The organism is Microbacterium sp. bgisy203, assembly GCF_965345155.1.
GTDB lineage: Bacteria > Actinomycetota > Actinomycetes > Actinomycetales > Microbacteriaceae > Microbacterium.
This window is the reverse complement of sequence record NZ_CBDRLZ010000006.1, coordinates 78,740-95,072: the sequence shown is the minus strand read 5'-3', so window position 1 is coordinate 95,072 and position 16,333 is coordinate 78,740. Positions and strand designations below refer to the sequence as shown.

Below are 16,333 nucleotides of genomic sequence, written 5' to 3'. Positions count from 1 at the left end.
ACGCGTCGCCGCCCGGGATGAGAGGTTTCTCATCCCGGCCTGTGACCGGTCACAGTATTCTCGGAGGCGACCGCACTCGGGCACATCGCCGTGCCCGCACCCCTCAGGAGCCCACTGTGCCTTACCCCGCGTCGACGTTGACCCGCTTCCTGGCCGCACGCCGTGCCCTCGCCCTCGCGACCAGCGCGATCCTCGTCGCCGCCGGCGCTGTAGCGCTCGCCGCTACCCCGACGCTCGCCGCGGAGCGCAGCCCCGTGCTCGTCGGGGACCTGCAGAGCGAGCTCGGCTGCGGCGCCGACTGGGACCCGGGCTGCGCAGCCACGGCGCTCGTGCCGGTCGACGGCGCCACCGCCCTGTACGCGCAGACCTTCGAGGTGCCCGCCGGCACATACGCCTACAAGGTGGCGCTCGGAGGCGGCTGGGACGAGAGCTACGGCGCGGAGGGCGCGGCGGGCGGCGCGAACATCCCGCTCACCATCGCAGGGCCGGCCACTCTCCGTTTCGTGTACGACGACGAATCGCATCGCCTCGCGATCGAGGTGGAGTCGCTGGCATCCGACTACTCCGCCGCCGACGACGCGCTCGTCGCGCCGCCCGTCCGGCAGGAGGGCGACGGCAAGCAGTTCTACTTCGTGATGACCGACCGCTTCGCGAATGGGGATGCCGGGAACGACGCGGGGGGCCTCGCGGGCGACCGCCTCGCGACCGGGTTCGATCCGACCTCGACCGGCTTTCACAACGGCGGCGACATCGCGGGCCTGCGGCAGAACCTCGACTACATCGCGGGGCTCGGCACCACCGCGATCTGGCTCACCCCGAGCTTCGCGAACAAGCCCGTCCAGGGCGAGGGCGAGAACGCGAGCGCCGGGTACCACGGCTACTGGATCACCGACTTCACGCGCATCGACCCGCACCTGGGCACCAACGACGAGCTGAAGGCGTTCATCGACGAGGCGCATGGGCGCGGCATCGACGTCTACTTCGACATCATCACCAACCACACCGCCGACGTCATCTCCTACGCCCAGAACGAGTACGGGTACATCGACCAGGCGACGCGTCCGTACACGGATGCCGCGGGCACGCCCTTCGACCCGGCCGACTACGCGGGCACGGGGACGTTCCCCGCGATGGATGCCGCGACGAGCTTCCCCTACACGCCCGTGGTCGACCCGGCCGAGGCCGACGTGAAGGTCCCCGCGTGGCTGAACGACGTAACCCTGTACCACAACCGCGGAGACTCGACGTATTCGGGGGAGTCGACGACGTACGGCGACTTCTCGGGCCTCGACGACCTGATGACCGAGAACCCGGCCGTCGTCGACGGCTTCGCCGACATCTACACGGCATGGATCGACCTCGGCATCGACGGCTTCCGCATCGACACGGCCAAGCACGTCGACTTCCCCTTCTGGCAGCAGTGGACCGAGAAGATCAGCGCGTATGCCGCGAGCCAGGGCAAGCCCGACTTCTTCATGTTCGGTGAGGTGTACGACGCCGATCCGGCCGTGCTCTCTCCGTACGTCCGCGACACCGACATGGACTCGGTGCTCGACTTCGGCTTCCAGTCCGCCGCGACGAGCTACGCGAAGGGCGGGAATGCGGCCGTGCTGCAGAAGCTGTTCGCGGGCGACGATCGCTATACGACACCCGACTCGTCGGCGACGGCGCTGCCGACCTTCCTCGGCAATCACGACATGGGCCGTATCGGCTACTTCCTGAAAGACACCGCCGACGCGGAGCAGCGCGACCTGCTCGCACACGATCTGATGTTCCTCAGCCGCGGCCAGCCCGTCGTCTACTACGGCGACGAGCAGGGCTTCACGGGCGTCGGTGCCGGAAACGACAAGAGTGCGCGCCAGTCGCTGTTCGCGAGCCAGGTCGCCGAGTACCGGGACCAGACCCTCATCGACGGGACGCCCGCCGGCTCCGTGGACCGGTACGCGACCGACACCGCCGTGTACGAGCGCGTCGCGGGCCTCTCGTCGCTCCGGAAGGCCCACCCCGCCCTCGTCGACGGCGCCCAGATCGAGCGCTACGCCGATGGCGGTGTGTACGCGTTCTCTCGCGTCGACGCCGACGAGAAGGTCGAGTACCTCGTCGCCCTCAACAACACGGCGAGTGCGCAGACGGTGACGGTGCCCACGCTTACGGCGGAGGGGTCGTTCGCCGCGCGGTACGGAGCGGAGGGCACCGTCTCGACGGGTGCGGATGCCGCGGCATCCTTCACCGTCCCCGCCCTGTCGGCCGTGGTCTATCAGGCCGATCGCGCGGTCACCGCGCCCGAGGCCGCCGCACCGATCGAGGTGACCGTTCCCGCGGCCGGCGCGGGCCTCTCCGGTCAGGCGCCGGTCGCGGCGACCGCCGACCAGTCGTGGCGGCAGACGAGCTTCGCATGGCGGGTCGTCGGGGACGACCAGTGGCAGGCGCTGGGCACGGCGGAAGACACGACCCCCGGCGTCTTCCACCACGTCTCCGGTCTCGCCGCCGGCACCCTCGTCGAGTATCGCGCGGTGTCGACGGATGCCGCCGGCCACCGCTCCGCGGCATCCACGTATGCGTCGGTGGGCAACCGGGTGAACCTCGTCGACGATCCGGAGCCCGAACAGCCCGAGGAGCCGACGCTCTACGACACCGTCAGCATCGCGGGGTCACTGAACTCCGAGATGGGGTGCGCGGGTGATTGGGCTCCCGACTGCGACCAGGCGCAGATGACCCTCGTCGACGGCGTGTGGCGGCTGAGCGTTGACCTCCCCGCGGGTACGTACGAGTACAAGGTCGCGACGGAGCGCAGCTGGGATGAGAACTACGGCGCGAACGGTGTCGCCAGCGGTCCTAACATCGCGATCACCCACGCTGGCGGCGCGCTCACCTTCTGGTTCGACCCGCTGACGAAGGTCGTGCAGTCGAGCGCCGAAGGCCCCGTCGTCACGCTTGCCGGCTCGTTCCAGTCCGAGCTCGGGTGCGCGGGAGACTGGGCTCCCGACTGCCTGCGGGCGCTCATGCTCGACGGTGATCGCGACGGCGTGTACGACTTCTCCACCACGAAGCTGCCGACCGGTTCCTACGAGCTGAAGGTCGCGCACGGTCTGAGCTGGGACGAGAACTACGGCGCCGGCGGGGTGAAAGACGGGCCCAACATCGCGTTCTCGGCGACCAAGGGCAAGCGCGTCGCCTTCCGCTACGACTCCTCGACGCACCAGCTCGAGATCATCTCCGCCGACCCGCCGCTCGAGGGCACGGGTCAGTCGCGCGCGCACTGGATCGACGCCGAAACCCTCGCCTGGCCGGGCGAACTCGGCGCCGACCCCGCCGGCGCCACGTGGGAGCTGTACGGGTCGGCGTCCGCCGGGCTGGCGGTGTCGGACGGCGCCGTGACCGGCGGCGACGCCGTCGCCCTCACCCGCATCGAGTCGGGCCTTACCGATGCGCAGCGCGCACGGTTCCCCGCCCTCTCCGGATACGTCGCGCTGCACGTGGACGGGCAGGACCGGGATGCCGTGGCGGCGCTCCTGCGCGGTCAGCTGGCCGTCGCCCAGCGCGACGCCGACGGAGAGCTCGCCGCCTTCACCGGCGTGCAGATCCCGGGTGTCCTCGACGACCTGTATGCAGATGCCGTCGAAGACGACGCTCTCGGTGTGTCGTTCACGAAGCGCGCGACGACGTTCCGGGTGTGGGCTCCGACGGCTCAGACCGCGACGCTTCTGACGTGGGATGCCGGTTCCGACGGGGCCGAACCCGTCCGCCACGACGCCGCTTTCGATGCGGCATCCGGCACCTGGACGGTGAAGGGCGGCACACGCCTCACGGGCGACGAGTACCTGTGGGAGGTCGCGGTCTACGCGCCGACGACCGGCAAGATCGAGACGAATCGCGTCACCGATCCCTATTCCGTGGCGCTCACGACGAACTCGACGCGCTCGGTCGCGGTCGACCTCGACGACCGCGCGTGGAAGCCGGCCACCTGGGCGAGGACCAAGGCGCCCGTGATCACCCGCGACGTCGACCGGGCGATCTACGAGCTGCACATCCGTGACTTCTCGATCACCGACGAGACGGTGCCCGAGAACGAGCGCGGCACCTACCTCGCTTTCACTCGCGAGTCGGCGGGCACGGCGCAGCTGAAGCAACTCGCCGCGGCCGGCATCAACACGGTGCACCTGCTGCCCTCGTTCGACATCGCGACGATCGAGGAGGATCGTGCGGCGCAGGCGGTGCCCGACTGCGACCTCGCCTCGTTCGCTCCCGACTCCGACCAGCAGCAGGCGTGCGTGTCGGCCGTGGCTGCGCGCGACGGCTTCAACTGGGGTTACGACCCGTACCACTACCAGGCGCCCGAGGGCTCGTACGCGACGAACCCCGAGGGCGGTGCGCGGGTCAGCGAGTTCCGCTCGATGGTCGGAGCACTGCACGCGATGGACCTGCAGGTCGTGCTCGACGAGGTGTACAACCACACCTCCGCCGCCGGTCAGGGCGACACCTCCGTGCTCGACAAGGTGGTGCCCGGCTACTATCAGCGGCTCGACGCGAACGGGGCGGTGCAGACCTCGACCTGCTGCCAGAACGTGGCGACAGAGCACGAGGTGGCGCAGAAGCTCATGGTCGACTCGGTCGTGCTGTGGGCCCGGGAGTACAAGGTCGACGGGTTCCGATTCGATCTCATGGGCCACCACTCGAAGGACAACATGCTCGCCGTGCGTGCGGCGCTCGACGAGCTCACCCTGAAGAAAGACGGTGTCGACGGGAAGAAGGTCTACCTCTACGGCGAGGGCTGGAACTTCGGCGAGGTCGCCGACGACGCCCTCTTCGTGCAGGCACGTCAGGGGAACCTCGGCGGGACGGGCATCGGCACGTTCAGTGACCGGCTGCGGGATGCCGTGCACGGCGGCAGTCCCGTCGACAGCGGATCGACGTTCCGTCAGGGGTACGGCACGGGACTGGCGACCGACTCGAACGGCAACGAGGTCAACGGGACGCCCGAGCAGGCGCTGGCAGCTCTCGCGCACCAGACCGACCTCGTCAAACTCGGCCTCGCCGGCAATCTCGCCGATTTCGCCTTCACGACGGCCGACGGCACGGTGAAGAAGGGCTCGGAGCTCGACTACAACGGGCAGGCGGCGGGCTACGCCGCAGAGCCCGGCGAGATCATCTCCTACGTCGACGCGCACGACAACGAGACCCTGTACGACCTCGGGGTGCTGAAGTTGCCGACGGATACCTCCATGGCCGACCGCGTGCGCATGAACACGCTCTCGCTCGCAACCGTGACCCTCTCGCAGACGCCGTCGTTCTGGCACGCCGGCACCGAACTGCTGCGGTCGAAATCGCTCGATCGCAACAGCTTCGACTCCGGCGACTGGTTCAACCGCATCGACTGGACCGGGCAGTCCTCGACGTTCGGCTCGGGGCTTCCCCCCGCCGCCGACAACCGCGAGAAGTGGCCTCTCATGCAGCCGCTGCTCGCCGACCCCGCGCTGAAGCCGCAGGCCGCCGACATCGCGGCGGCGGAGGCATCCGCCCTCGACCTGCTGCGTGTGCGCAACGAGGTGCCGTTGCTGCGGCTCGGGTCGGCCGAGCGCATCGCGCAGAAGGTGTCGTTCCCGACGAGCGGGCCAGGAGCGACTCCCGGTGTCATCGTCATGCTGATCGACGACCTCGTCGGAGAGGACGTCGACCCTGAGCTCGCCGGGGCGCTCGTCGTGTTCAATGCGTCGCCGGAGGCGACGACGCAGCAGCTTCCGACGCTCACCGGGCGCCCGTTCGCGCTCACCGCCGCGCAGGCGAACGGGTCGGATGCCGTCGTGAAGACGACCGGGTGGGATGCCGCGACCGGCACGCTGACCGTGCCCGCCCGTTCGGTCGCCGTCCTCACCGAGCCCCAGGTGCAGGACGTCGCGACGCGATTGATCGCGCAGCCCGATCGGCTGATCGTTCGAAGCGGCGCCTCGGTCGGGGTGTCGGGGAAGGTCTTCGCCGATGATCGCAGCGCCCCGCTCGGCACGGTGACGGTCACCGACAACGGTCGGGTCGTCGCGACGGTCGAGTTGCGGGAGGGTGACCGCGGACGATTCTCGGCGACCGTCCCGAAGGTGTCCCGCGGCATCCACGTTCTGCGTGTCACGTTCGACGGCGCGCCCGGATGGGCCGACGCGCGCGCGAAGGGGGTGCTGCCGATCATCGCCTACTGACCGGCCCCCACCTCAGCGCCCGTCCGCGTCGCCGACCGCCGTGCGCGCGGCATGATGGATGCCATGAGCATCGCCGCCCGCACCGCTGTCATCGTGGACGCCGTCCGTACCCCCTCCGGGCGCGGCAAGCCGGGCGGGGCGCTCAGCGGCATCCATCCGGTCGATCTCGCAGCCCGCGTGCTGCGCGCCGTGCTCGAGCGCAACGGACTCGACTCCACGCAGGTCGACGACGTGCTCCTCGGATGCGTGAGCCAGGTCGGCGAACAGGCGATGAACATCGCCCGGCAGGCGGTGCTGGCAGCCGGGTTCGACGAGCGCGTTCCCGCGACGACGATCGACCGCCAGTGCGGATCGAGCCAGCAGGCCGCGCACTTCGCGGCGCAGGGGGTCATGGCGGGCCAGTACGACATCGTGATCGCCGGCGGCGTCGAGTCGATGAGCCGGGTGCCGCTCGGTGCGGCGACAACCCTCGCGGCATCGGGCGCCGGGTCGCCCTTCTCACCAGGGCTGCGCGCACGCTACCCCGAGGGGCTCGTCAACCAGGGGGTCTCGGCGGAGCTGATCGCGGAGCGCTGGGGCCTCAGCCGCGCTGACCTCGATGCGTTCGCGGCCGAGTCCCACGAACGCGCCGCCGAGGCGCAGGCGCAGGGCAGGTTCTTGTCGCAGCTGCTGCCGGTCGTGACGGATGCCGGAGAGGTCGCGGTCGATGAGACCGTCCGGCCCGGCACCACGACGGCGGGCCTCGCGGGTCTTCCCGCAGCGTTCCGCACGGAAGAGATGGCTACGCGCTTTCCTGATGTCGACTGGAGGATCACGCCGGGCAACTCCTCGCCGCTGACCGACGGGGCATCCGCGGTCGTCATCATGAGCGAGCAGAAAGCGCTCGAGCTGGGGCTCACGCCGCGCGCGCGGTTCCACGCGTTCGCGGTGGTGGGCGACGACCCGCTCATGATGCTCACCGGGCCCATCCCCGCGACGCGTCGGATCCTCGAGCGCAGCGGTCTTCGAATCGACGATCTCGATGCGTACGAGGTGAACGAGGCGTTCGCGTCGGTGCCGCTCGCGTGGGCGGCGGAGGTCGGGGCGGATGCCGCGAAGCTCAACCCGTGGGGAGGCGCGATCGCCCTCGGCCATGCGCTCGGATCGAGCGGCACTCGGCTGCTGGGTACGCTTCTTGCCTCCCTCGAGGCGACCGGCGGCCGCTACGGGCTGCAGACGATGTGCGAGGGCGGCGGTATGGCGAACGCGACGATCATCGAGCGTCTCTGACCCCCCCGGTCGTTGAGCGAGCGCACCCCCCGTTCGTTGAGCGAGCGTAGCGAGTCGAAACGCCCCGCGATCTGCCTCTTCCGCAATCCGCGTCTCGCCGCATAGGTTCGAATGCGGAGGTTTCCACGTGGGCATGATGTTGCCGAACGAGCTGATCTGGGTGATGGAGAAGCTCGGGTTCGATTGGCCTGACGTCGATGAAGATGAGCTTCGCCGTGTCGGGCGGATCGTCGGGACGTTCACGGGCGAGCTCGAGGGCCGGATCCAGGCGATCGACCGCAAGGTGAACGGCGACATCGCCGCGTCGATGCGCGGGCAGGCCGGGCCGGCGTTCGTGAACGCCTGGAACGTGAACCGGTCGCAGAACCTGCAACGTCTCCTCGACATTCTCGGCCCCGTTCCGGTCGGCACCGACGTGGCTGCGGGCGCGGTCCTCGCGTTGAAGATCAAGTGCATCGCCGATGTGACGACGACGATGATCGCGTTGATGGCGATGCTCACGAATCCGATCACCGCCGCCGGCGCCGGCCCCATGCTCATCATCAAGAAGCGGCTCTTGAACGCCGCGGTCGACACCGCCGTCGAGGAGGTGCTGGCTCAGATCTTGCCGACGGTGATCGAGCCCCTGGCCAACGAACTGCCGGCCGTGATCATGGCCGCGCTCGACGCGCCGATGGTCGAGGCGATCGTCGGTGATCCCGATGAGTACTACGCCGATCTCGAGGCGCTCGAACAGGCGGAGGGTGAACTGGAGCAGCATGCTTCCGACATCGACACCCTCACGGGGCGGTTGATCGCCGACCTCGCGACGATCAATCTGGGCGGTGATTGACATGGGACGCGACGTGCTAAACGAAGTCGGCGAGGTGATCGTCGACACTGTGCGGAGTGCGGCCCGGGTAATGGACGACATATCGCAGGTACCCGTCAAGGCCGGCCGGCAGGGCCAGCAGAACCGGCGACGTACGAACGATATGGATCATTTCGAAGCCGACGGCACGCTGAAGAAGAATCACTCCTACACGACGGGCGAATACAACTACCGCTACCACACCGACGAGAACGGCTACATCGACCGGGTGCAGGCCGACAACCTTCACCTGACCGGCCGCGAGAAGCGTCTGCATCATGACGGGAACACGCCGGGAAAGCTGCCGGGCGACCACGCCGGGCATCTGATCGGCGACCGTTTCGGCGGTTCGCCCGAGATCGACAACATCGTCAGCCAGCTATCGACGCACAATCTGAGCACGTTCAAGAAGCTCGAGAACCGGTGGGCAGACGCTCTCAGCAAGGGTGGTACCGTGACGGACGTCGAGATCAACATCGTCAGTGATGCCACGGGGCGGCCGACGAGGTTTGTGATCAACTCGTTCATCGACGGTAAGCCGACGCCAACATTGAGGTTTAGACAGTAGGAGCAAGAGTGGACGAAGAGAAGCGGATTCTGCAGGAGTTGGCGTCGTCGTGGGTGTCGTTGGCGGCGGAGTACGCGGGGGACGCGCCGGGTGTGACGGCGTACTACATATACGGTTCGGATGAGCGCGGTGCGTCGACGGCCAATGCCTATTTCGAGCAGGACGGCGTTGTGGTTTTTCCGAGCGACCTTGTCGGTACGGATGCCAGTGTCGGCACGGTGAGGGAGATGCAGAGCCTCCTGATGGACGACATGGAAGCAGCAGCCGATGCGTTCACTGCGGCGGGTATTCCGGCGCCAACGGAGTACCGGTTGGAGTACATCGTGGAGGGCGGGAAGCTGGACTTTCAGTTGTCCCGTGAGGAGCTCTATGGTCCCGGCGGGCGTGAGAAGTCGCAGATCGAGGGCATCGAGTACTGGTTGGGTGACCGTGCTCCGAAACTGATTCCAGGAGACTGACCGAAGGCCCGGCGAGCTGGTGTCGGGACCCTCGCGCATCGGCGCGCGGTCACGTAGTCTGAGCAACATGCCCTACCGGGCGCCGACGATGATGTCGAAATGTCTCACGAGGACGTGACTACATGAGCATGACTGCCACCCCGACCACCCTGACCGCAGACGAGCGCGCGGCCATCCTCGACGCTGTGCGCGAGTTCTCGGAATCGAACCTCGCGCCTCATTCCCTCGAGTGGGATCGCGAAGAACGGTTCCCCCGCGACGTCCTCTCTGCGGCGGGCGAGCTCGGACTCGGTGGCATCTACGTGCGCGACGACATCGGCGGGGCTGGCCTCGCCCGCGAAGACGCCGTGGCGATTTTCGAAGCGCTCGCGATGGGTGACCCGACGATCGCCGCGTACGTGTCGATTCACAACATGGTCGCTTGGATGATCGACGCGTTCGGCACGGCATCCCAGCGTGAAGCGTGGCTGCCACGCCTTGTGACCATGCAGGACCTTGGCGCCTACTGCCTCACAGAGCCCGGCGCGGGGTCGGATGCCGCCGCCATCGCGACCTCGGCGATCGTAGACGGCGACGACTACGTGCTGACGGGCGTCAAGCAGTTCATCTCCGGGGCGGGAGAGGCCGCCGTCTACGTCGTCATGGCACGCACCGGCGAACTGGGAGCGAAGGGCATCACGGCGTTTCTCGTGCCGGCGGACTCCGAAGGGCTCTCGTTCGGGTCGCACGAGCGGAAGATGGGGTGGAAGGCGCAACCGACCAGGCAGGTGATCCTCGACGAGGTGCGGGTACCGGCATCCGCGGTGCTCGGATCGGTCGGTGGCGGCTTCCGCATCGCGATGAAGGGTCTGGACGGTGGTCGGCTGAACATCGCGGCCTGCTCGATCGGCGGCGCTCAGTGGGCGCTCGACCGCGCCGTGCGCTACGTGCACGAGCGGTTCACGTTCGGTGAGGCGCTCTCGGAACGCCAGTCGGTCGTGTTCACGCTCGCCGACATGGCCACCGACCTCACCGCCGCCCGTGCGCTGGTGCGCGACGCGGCGCGCGCGATCGATGCGGGCGACCGCGACGTGGCCGTCCCGTGCGCGATGGCCAAGCGCTTCGCGACGGATGCCGGGTTCGACGTCGCGAATCGGGCGCTACAGCTGCACGGTGGTTACGGCTACCTTCACGACTACGGCATCGAGAAGGTGGTGCGCGACCTGCGCGTGCATCAGATCCTCGAGGGGACGAACGAGATCATGCGGGTCGTCATCGGGCGCTCGGTCATAGGGTGAACCCATGACCGAGTACGCCACCATCCTGACCGAGACGCGAGGACGCGTCGGCTGGATCACCCTCCACCGCCCCGACGCGCTGAACGCCCTGAACTCCCAGGTGATGCGCGACGTCGTCGCCGCCGCTGAGGCGTTAGACGCCGACCCCGGCATCGGCGCCATCGTCGTGACCGGAAGCGAGCGCGCGTTCGCCGCAGGCGCCGACATCAAGGAGATGGAGGGCAAGTCGGGTCGCGACATGCTCATGGATGATCACTTCGGATCGTGGGCGCGTTTCGCCGCCGTCCGCACGCCGGTGATCGCCGCGGTGTCGGGGTATGCGCTCGGCGGCGGGTGCGAGCTCGCGATGATGTGCGACATCATCTTCGCCGCCGACACCGCACGCTTCGGTCAGCCGGAGATCACGCTCGGCGTCATCCCCGGCATGGGCGGCACGCAGCGCCTCGTGCGCGCGGTCGGCCCGTACGTCGCCGCCGACCTCGTGCTCACGGGGCGGCTGATCACCGCCGATGAGGCCGCGCGGGCGGGGCTGGTGTCGCGGGTCCTCCCGGCATCCGACCTGCTCGATCAGACCGAGAAGGTCGCGCAGGAGATCGCGGCGAAGTCGCTCGTGGCGCTGTTCGCGGCGAAGGCGGCGCTGGATGCCGCGCTGGAGAGCTCGCTCGCCGAGGGCTTGCGCTTCGAACGTCAAGCGTTCGCGGGCCTGTTCGACACCGAAGATCAGAAGGAAGGCATGGCCGCGTTCCGCGAAAAGCGCGCCGCCACCTTCACGAACCGCTGAGCGGGTCGGGATGCCGGACGGCACGGCATCCCGCTGCCGCCATATCGCGTTATGCATCGCGGCGTGAACCTGAGTCTCAGGTTTCGCGACACTGCGTCGCATCTCGTAGAATGTCCCCATCGCGAAGGAGAACCGATGAAGATCGTGGTGCTGGTCAAAGAAGTCCCCGACACCTATGGCGACCGCAAGCTGAGCCTGGAGACCGGGCTCGCCGACCGCGGCGCGTCCGAGCGGGTGCTCGATGAGATCGGCGAGCGGGCGCTCGAAGTCGCCCTGAGCTACGCCGACAAGAACCCCGGCACGGAGGTGGCCGTCGTCTCGATGGCCTCCGAAGAGGCGTCGGCGACGATCCGCAAGGGCCTCGCGATGGGGGCCGCGACCGCGCTGCAGGTCGTTGACCCGGCGCTCGTCGGAGCCGACCTCGGCATCACCGCTCGCGTGTTGGCGGCCGCCGCGCAGCGGACGGGTTTCGACCTCGTGATCACGGGCAACCTCTCCACCGACGGCTCGGGCGGTGTGCTGCCGGCGATGCTCGCCGAGCACCTGGGTGTTCCGCAGGCGACCGCACTGTCGTCGGTGACGATCGGCGAGACCGAGGTCTCCGGCACGCGGGCGACCGACGGCGGAACCGCGCAGGTCACCGCCGCTCTCCCCGCGGTGATCTCGATCACCGAGGCGCTGCCCGACGCGCGCTTCCCGAACTTCAAGGGCATCATGGCGGCGAAGAAGAAGCCGTTCGAGACCGTGTCGCTCGAAGACCTCGGCGTCGACGTCGATCCGGCATCCGCGCCGCAGTCGATCCTGACGGTGGTGAGCGAGAAGCCGCCGCGCGGTGCGGGCGTGAAGATCGTCGACGAGGGCGATGCGGGCGAGAAGCTCGCCGCCTACCTCATCGAGAACCGACTGGCGTAAAGGGGCGCGGACATGACTGATTTCGCTGCGGATTCCATCCTCGTCCTCCTGGACGTCACTCCGACGGGCGAGCTCGCCTCGTCGGCCGCGGGCCTGCTCGGCGCCGCCTCGCAGGTCGGCACCCCGGTCGCCGTCGTTGTGGGCGGAGGCGACGACGTCGGCGCCGCGGCCGGCGCTCTCGGTGCGACCGTGGTGCTCACCGCACCCGCCGGAGACGGGCTCACGGTGCCCGCGACCGACGCCCTCGCGGCGGCGTTCGCGCTCGTGCAGCCCGACGCGGTGCTCGTGTCGAACTCCATCGAGGGTCGCGATGTCGCGGGCCGCTTCGCCGCGCGCCAGAGCCTCGCGCTCGCAGTCGACGCGGTGGGTGTCGCCCGCGACGGTGAGGGAGTCCTCGCCCAGCACTCCGTTTACGGCGGCGCGTACAACGCGACGAGCGCCCCGACGTTCGGTCCGCTCGTCGTGACGGTGCGTCAGGGGTCGATCGACGCCCGCGCCGAGGCGGTGGCCGCGCCGGTCGTCGACGCACTGGCGGTGGAGCCCTCGGGCAAGCCCGCCGCGACCGTGGTATCGGTCGACGCGGTGGTCGAGGCATCCAGCCGCCCGGAGCTTCGCGGCGCCTGCAAGGTCGTCTCGGGCGGGCGCGGACTCGGCTCGAAGGAGAAGTTCGTGCTCGTCGAGGAACTCGCCGACGAGCTGGGCGCCGCCGTCGGCGCATCGCGCGCGGCGGTGGATGCCGGGTACATCCCGTACGCGCACCAGGTCGGCCAGACGGGCGTATCCGTCGCGCCGCAGCTGTATGTCGCGCTCGGCATCTCCGGCGCGATCCAGCACAAGGCGGGTATGCAGACGGCGAAGACGATCGTCGCGATCAACAAGGACGGCGACGCGCCGATCTTCGACATCGCCGACTACGGCGTCGTGGGCGACGTGTTCACGGTCGTGCCGCAGCTGATCGCCGCCCTGCAGGCGGACCGCGCGAAGAAGGCGTAAGCCCCATGGCGACCTACGGATCCGCGCTCCGCCGCGGGCTTCCCCGAACGAAGGGCGGCGACGGCTGGCCGCCCGCCGGATCGGCGGTGGAAGGTGTCGTGCCGGCGGGCGAGGCGCCGGGTGGTTCGGTGCCGAGTGATTCCGGGGTCGCTGCGGCGGCCGCGCCGGACGCATCACGGGCGGAATCCGTTGCGGCAGAGGCCGTATCGGAGCAGAACGTGCCCGTAACGCCCGTCGCGTCGGCGCCGGCAGTGCCGGCCGCGCCCGCCGCGGCATCCGTGAGTCTGCGGCGCGGGCTTCCGCGTCGGGCCGGGGGCGACCCGTGGCCGCCCGCCGGTGCGTCCGCGAGCGGTGTCACCGCTGCCTCTCCCGCTGCAGCCGCGGCATCCGACCTGCCCGCCGCTGCGACGGGCGCCACTTCTTCGTCCGGGCGCCAGGAATCTGTGGCGCCCGTGCAGGAAGCAGGCGCCACACCCGTCGGGTCGGCGTCGGCAGCCTCCGTCGCGGCTGCGGCGGCATCCGGCTCGGGCGAGCCCCTCCGCCGCGGACTGCCGCGTACCGCCGAGGGCGAGCCGTGGCCGCCCGCGGGCACCGTGTCGCGTGTGGGCGCCACGTCTGCGTCCGGGCTCCAGGAATCTGTGGCGCCCGAGCAGGAAAGTGGCGCCGCAACGGTGGATGCCGGGGTTTCGGCCCCCGGAACGGTGGATGCCGGGGTTCCCGCCACCGCAGCCACATCCGGAGCCGCAGCGCCGGCCGCCGCATCCGCGCCGGCCGCATCGACTGCGGTCGCGACGCACGAGGGGCCGCGCGAGCCGCTCACCGTGCCGAAGACCGTCTGGGCGGGCCGCGCTGCGAGCCATCGCCCCGAGCCCGAACCGGAACCTGCCCGCATCGGCCCCTTCACGAAGGGCCAGTGGGCGGGCGTCGTCATCATCGGCGGCCTCGGCCTGCTGATCGCCGCGGGGATGGCCGTGGCCTTCGTGCGGTTCCTGCTGAGCCTCGAGCCGCTGCAGGACTTCTTGGCAACCTACCCCGGCGAGTACCACCTGCCCGAAGGGGCGCCGGTCGGATTCCCCGCGTGGCTCGGGTGGCAGCACTTCTTCAACGTGTTCCTGATGGTGCTGATCATCCGATCGGGCCTCACGATCCGGAACGAGAAGCGGCCCGCCGTCTTCTGGACGCCCAAGAACGACCCGAAGGGCAAGACGAGCCTCACGATCTGGTTCCACCAGTCGCTCGACCTGCTGTGGATCATCAACGGCGTGATCTTCGTCGTCCTGCTGTTCGTCACCGGCCAGTGGATGCGCATCGTGCCGACCAGCTGGGAGGTCTTCCCGAACGCCCTCAGCGCGATGCTGCAGTACATCTCGCTCGACTGGCCGACCGAGAACGGCTGGGTGAACTACAACGCGCTGCAGCAGATCGCGTACTTCACGACCGTGTTCATCGCGGCGCCGCTCGCGATCATCACCGGCTTCCGGATGAGCGGGCTCTGGCCGAAGAAGAACGAGAAGCTCAGCCGGGCGTACCCGATCGAGTGGGCGCGGAAGGTCCACTTCCCGACGATGCTCTACTTCGTGGTGTTCATCGCGATCCACGTGTTCCTCGTGTTCGCGACGGGCGCGCTCCGCAACCTCAACCACATGTACGCCGCGCAGGGCTCGGTCGACCCGAACGCCTACGCAGACAACTGGACCGGGTTCTGGATGTTCGTAGCCTCGATGGTCGTCATCGCGGCGGCGTGGGTGGCTCTGCGGCCCATGACGATCGCGCCGATCGCGCGCCTGTTCGGCACCGTCTCGGGACGCTGACGGCACGTGGCGCTGACGGCGTCAGCGGGTGAAGCGGACCTCGGTGAGGGTCTCGCCGAGGAACGGCTCGGTGTGGGTCGCGCCGTCGAGGGTGAACCCGTTGCGGACGTAGAAGCGGTGCGCGCGCGGGTTGTCGTCGGCGACCCACAGGTAGATGGGCTCTTCGGGCTCGACGACCGCATCGAAGAGGCGCTGCCCCGTGCCGGTTCCGTGGAAGGCGTCCAGCAGGTAGATGAAGTACAGCTCACGGGCGCGCGGGGCGTCGCGGTCGCGCGCCGGACCCGACCCCGAGAACCCGATGATCTCGCCGTCGGCGAGCGCGGCGAACATCCGAAAATCCGGTCCCTGTGCGGCCCAGTGGGTCCAGAGTTCGGCGAGGCGCTTGGGCGACACGTTCTCGAGCGCCGCCTTGCTGATGAGGTGGTCGTAGGTCTCGTGCCAGCACGCGGCGTGCACACGGCCCAGGGCCTCGGCATCCACGTCACGGACGGGACGGACGACGATGTCGGTCTGCGTGGGGATCTCGGAGGGGGCTTCCATGGCCTGAATATACGTCTGCGCCCGAGAAAGGCGAAATCGACGCCGGCGGGAGAAACCCGCGGTGCTGGAGGGTGTCCACAACGAGTTTCGTGTGCGACGAGGTCGAACCGATAGCATCCCCCGCGTGAACGTATGGTGGCGGACCCTCCTGACGATGCTGCACGCGAAGGTGCTGCTGCGCCGCAACGGCCCGATCTCGCCGCGGACGGTCGGACGCGTGAGGGTGCGGACCCTCCCCACCGACATCGACCTGCTGATGCACATGAACAACGGCCGGTACGCCTCGCTGTTCGACCTCGGACGCTTCGACCTGCTCGTGCGCACCGGTATCTGGGACGCGATGAACGCGCGCCAGTGGTACGCAGTCGTCGCGAGCGAGACGATCACATTCCGGAAGTCGCTGCAGCTGTGGCAGCGCTTCACGATCGAGTCGCGCTTGTACGGACACGACGACAAGGCGGTCTATCTCGTGCACCGCGCGGTCGTGGGCGGGGAGGTCTACGCCGAGATGATCGTGCGCGCGCGGTTCCTGCAGCGCGGCGGCGGCATCGTCCGCAATGAGGAGCTCTTCAGCGCGCTCGGCCGCCCCGACGACCTGCCGCCGCTGCCGGCGTGGATCTCCGCCTGGGCGGAAGGCTCAGCGCTCCCCTCGACGAAGGCCCCGGCGCCGAGCAGCTGGGACTGAC

The 16,333-nt window shown here is 69.1% G+C and carries 12 protein-coding genes; 11 read left to right on the top strand and 1 reads right to left on the bottom strand.

Annotated elements, in window-relative coordinates; genetic code table 11:
- Positions 1–116: 116 nt before the first annotated feature.
- The 10 genes from pulA to ACRVYW_RS10710 all read left to right on the top strand — a co-directional run bounded on the left by pulA (position 117) and on the right by ACRVYW_RS10710 (position 15,107).
- Positions 117–6,188, top strand: coding sequence for a pullulanase-type alpha-1,6-glucosidase (gene pulA / locus ACRVYW_RS10755; RefSeq protein WP_431804441.1), 6,072 nt, complete (start codon positions 117–119; stop codon positions 6,186–6,188).
- Positions 6,189–6,251: 63 nt separating this feature from the next.
- Complete coding sequence (locus tag ACRVYW_RS10750) at positions 6,252–7,457, top strand: thiolase family protein (protein ID WP_431804439.1); 1,206 nt, start codon at positions 6,252–6,254, stop codon at positions 7,455–7,457.
- Positions 7,458–7,740: 283 nt separating this feature from the next.
- A complete protein-coding gene (locus ACRVYW_RS10745; protein WP_431804437.1) occupies positions 7,741–8,289 on the top strand; it encodes a hypothetical protein in 549 nt (182 codons plus the stop codon).
- A 1-nt stretch (position 8,290) separates the two neighbouring features.
- Positions 8,291–8,875, top strand: coding sequence for a DNA/RNA non-specific endonuclease (locus ACRVYW_RS10740; protein ID WP_431804513.1), 585 nt, complete (start codon positions 8,291–8,293; stop codon positions 8,873–8,875).
- An 8-nt stretch (positions 8,876–8,883) separates the two neighbouring features.
- Complete coding sequence (locus tag ACRVYW_RS10735; RefSeq protein WP_431804435.1) at positions 8,884–9,333, top strand: hypothetical protein; 450 nt, start codon at positions 8,884–8,886, stop codon at positions 9,331–9,333.
- Positions 9,334–9,455: 122 nt separating this feature from the next.
- Complete coding sequence (locus tag ACRVYW_RS10730) at positions 9,456–10,610, top strand: acyl-CoA dehydrogenase family protein (RefSeq protein ID WP_431804433.1); 1,155 nt, start codon at positions 9,456–9,458, stop codon at positions 10,608–10,610.
- Positions 10,611–10,614: 4 nt separating this feature from the next.
- Positions 10,615–11,391: an enoyl-CoA hydratase-related protein gene (locus ACRVYW_RS10725; RefSeq protein ID WP_431804431.1), complete on the top strand. Its 777-nt coding sequence runs from the start codon at positions 10,615–10,617 to the stop codon at positions 11,389–11,391.
- A gap of 135 nt (positions 11,392–11,526) precedes the next feature.
- Positions 11,527–12,303, top strand: coding sequence for an electron transfer flavoprotein subunit beta/FixA family protein (locus ACRVYW_RS10720; RefSeq protein WP_431804429.1), 777 nt, complete (start codon positions 11,527–11,529; stop codon positions 12,301–12,303).
- A 12-nt stretch (positions 12,304–12,315) separates the two neighbouring features.
- The gene (locus ACRVYW_RS10715; RefSeq protein ID WP_431804427.1) at positions 12,316–13,296 is read left to right on the top strand and encodes an electron transfer flavoprotein subunit alpha/FixB family protein; all 981 of its coding nucleotides are present in this window, start codon (positions 12,316–12,318) and stop codon (positions 13,294–13,296) included.
- Between the two features lie 5 nt (positions 13,297–13,301).
- On the top strand, positions 13,302–15,107 hold the full coding sequence (locus ACRVYW_RS10710; protein ID WP_431804425.1) for a cytochrome b/b6 domain-containing protein: 1,806 nt from the start codon (positions 13,302–13,304) through the stop codon (positions 15,105–15,107).
- Between the two features lie 21 nt (positions 15,108–15,128).
- Here the strand turns inward: ACRVYW_RS10710 and ACRVYW_RS10705 are convergent, their stop codons facing one another.
- Positions 15,129–15,647: an N-acetyltransferase family protein gene (locus ACRVYW_RS10705; protein ID WP_431804423.1), complete on the bottom strand. Its 519-nt coding sequence runs from the start codon at positions 15,645–15,647 to the stop codon at positions 15,129–15,131.
- Positions 15,648–15,771: 124 nt separating this feature from the next.
- On the opposite strand from ACRVYW_RS10705, the gene ACRVYW_RS10700 reads away from it, so the two are divergent.
- A complete protein-coding gene (locus ACRVYW_RS10700; RefSeq protein ID WP_431804421.1) occupies positions 15,772–16,332 on the top strand; it encodes a thioesterase family protein in 561 nt (186 codons plus the stop codon).
- The last annotated feature ends 1 nt before the right edge of the window (position 16,333 follow it).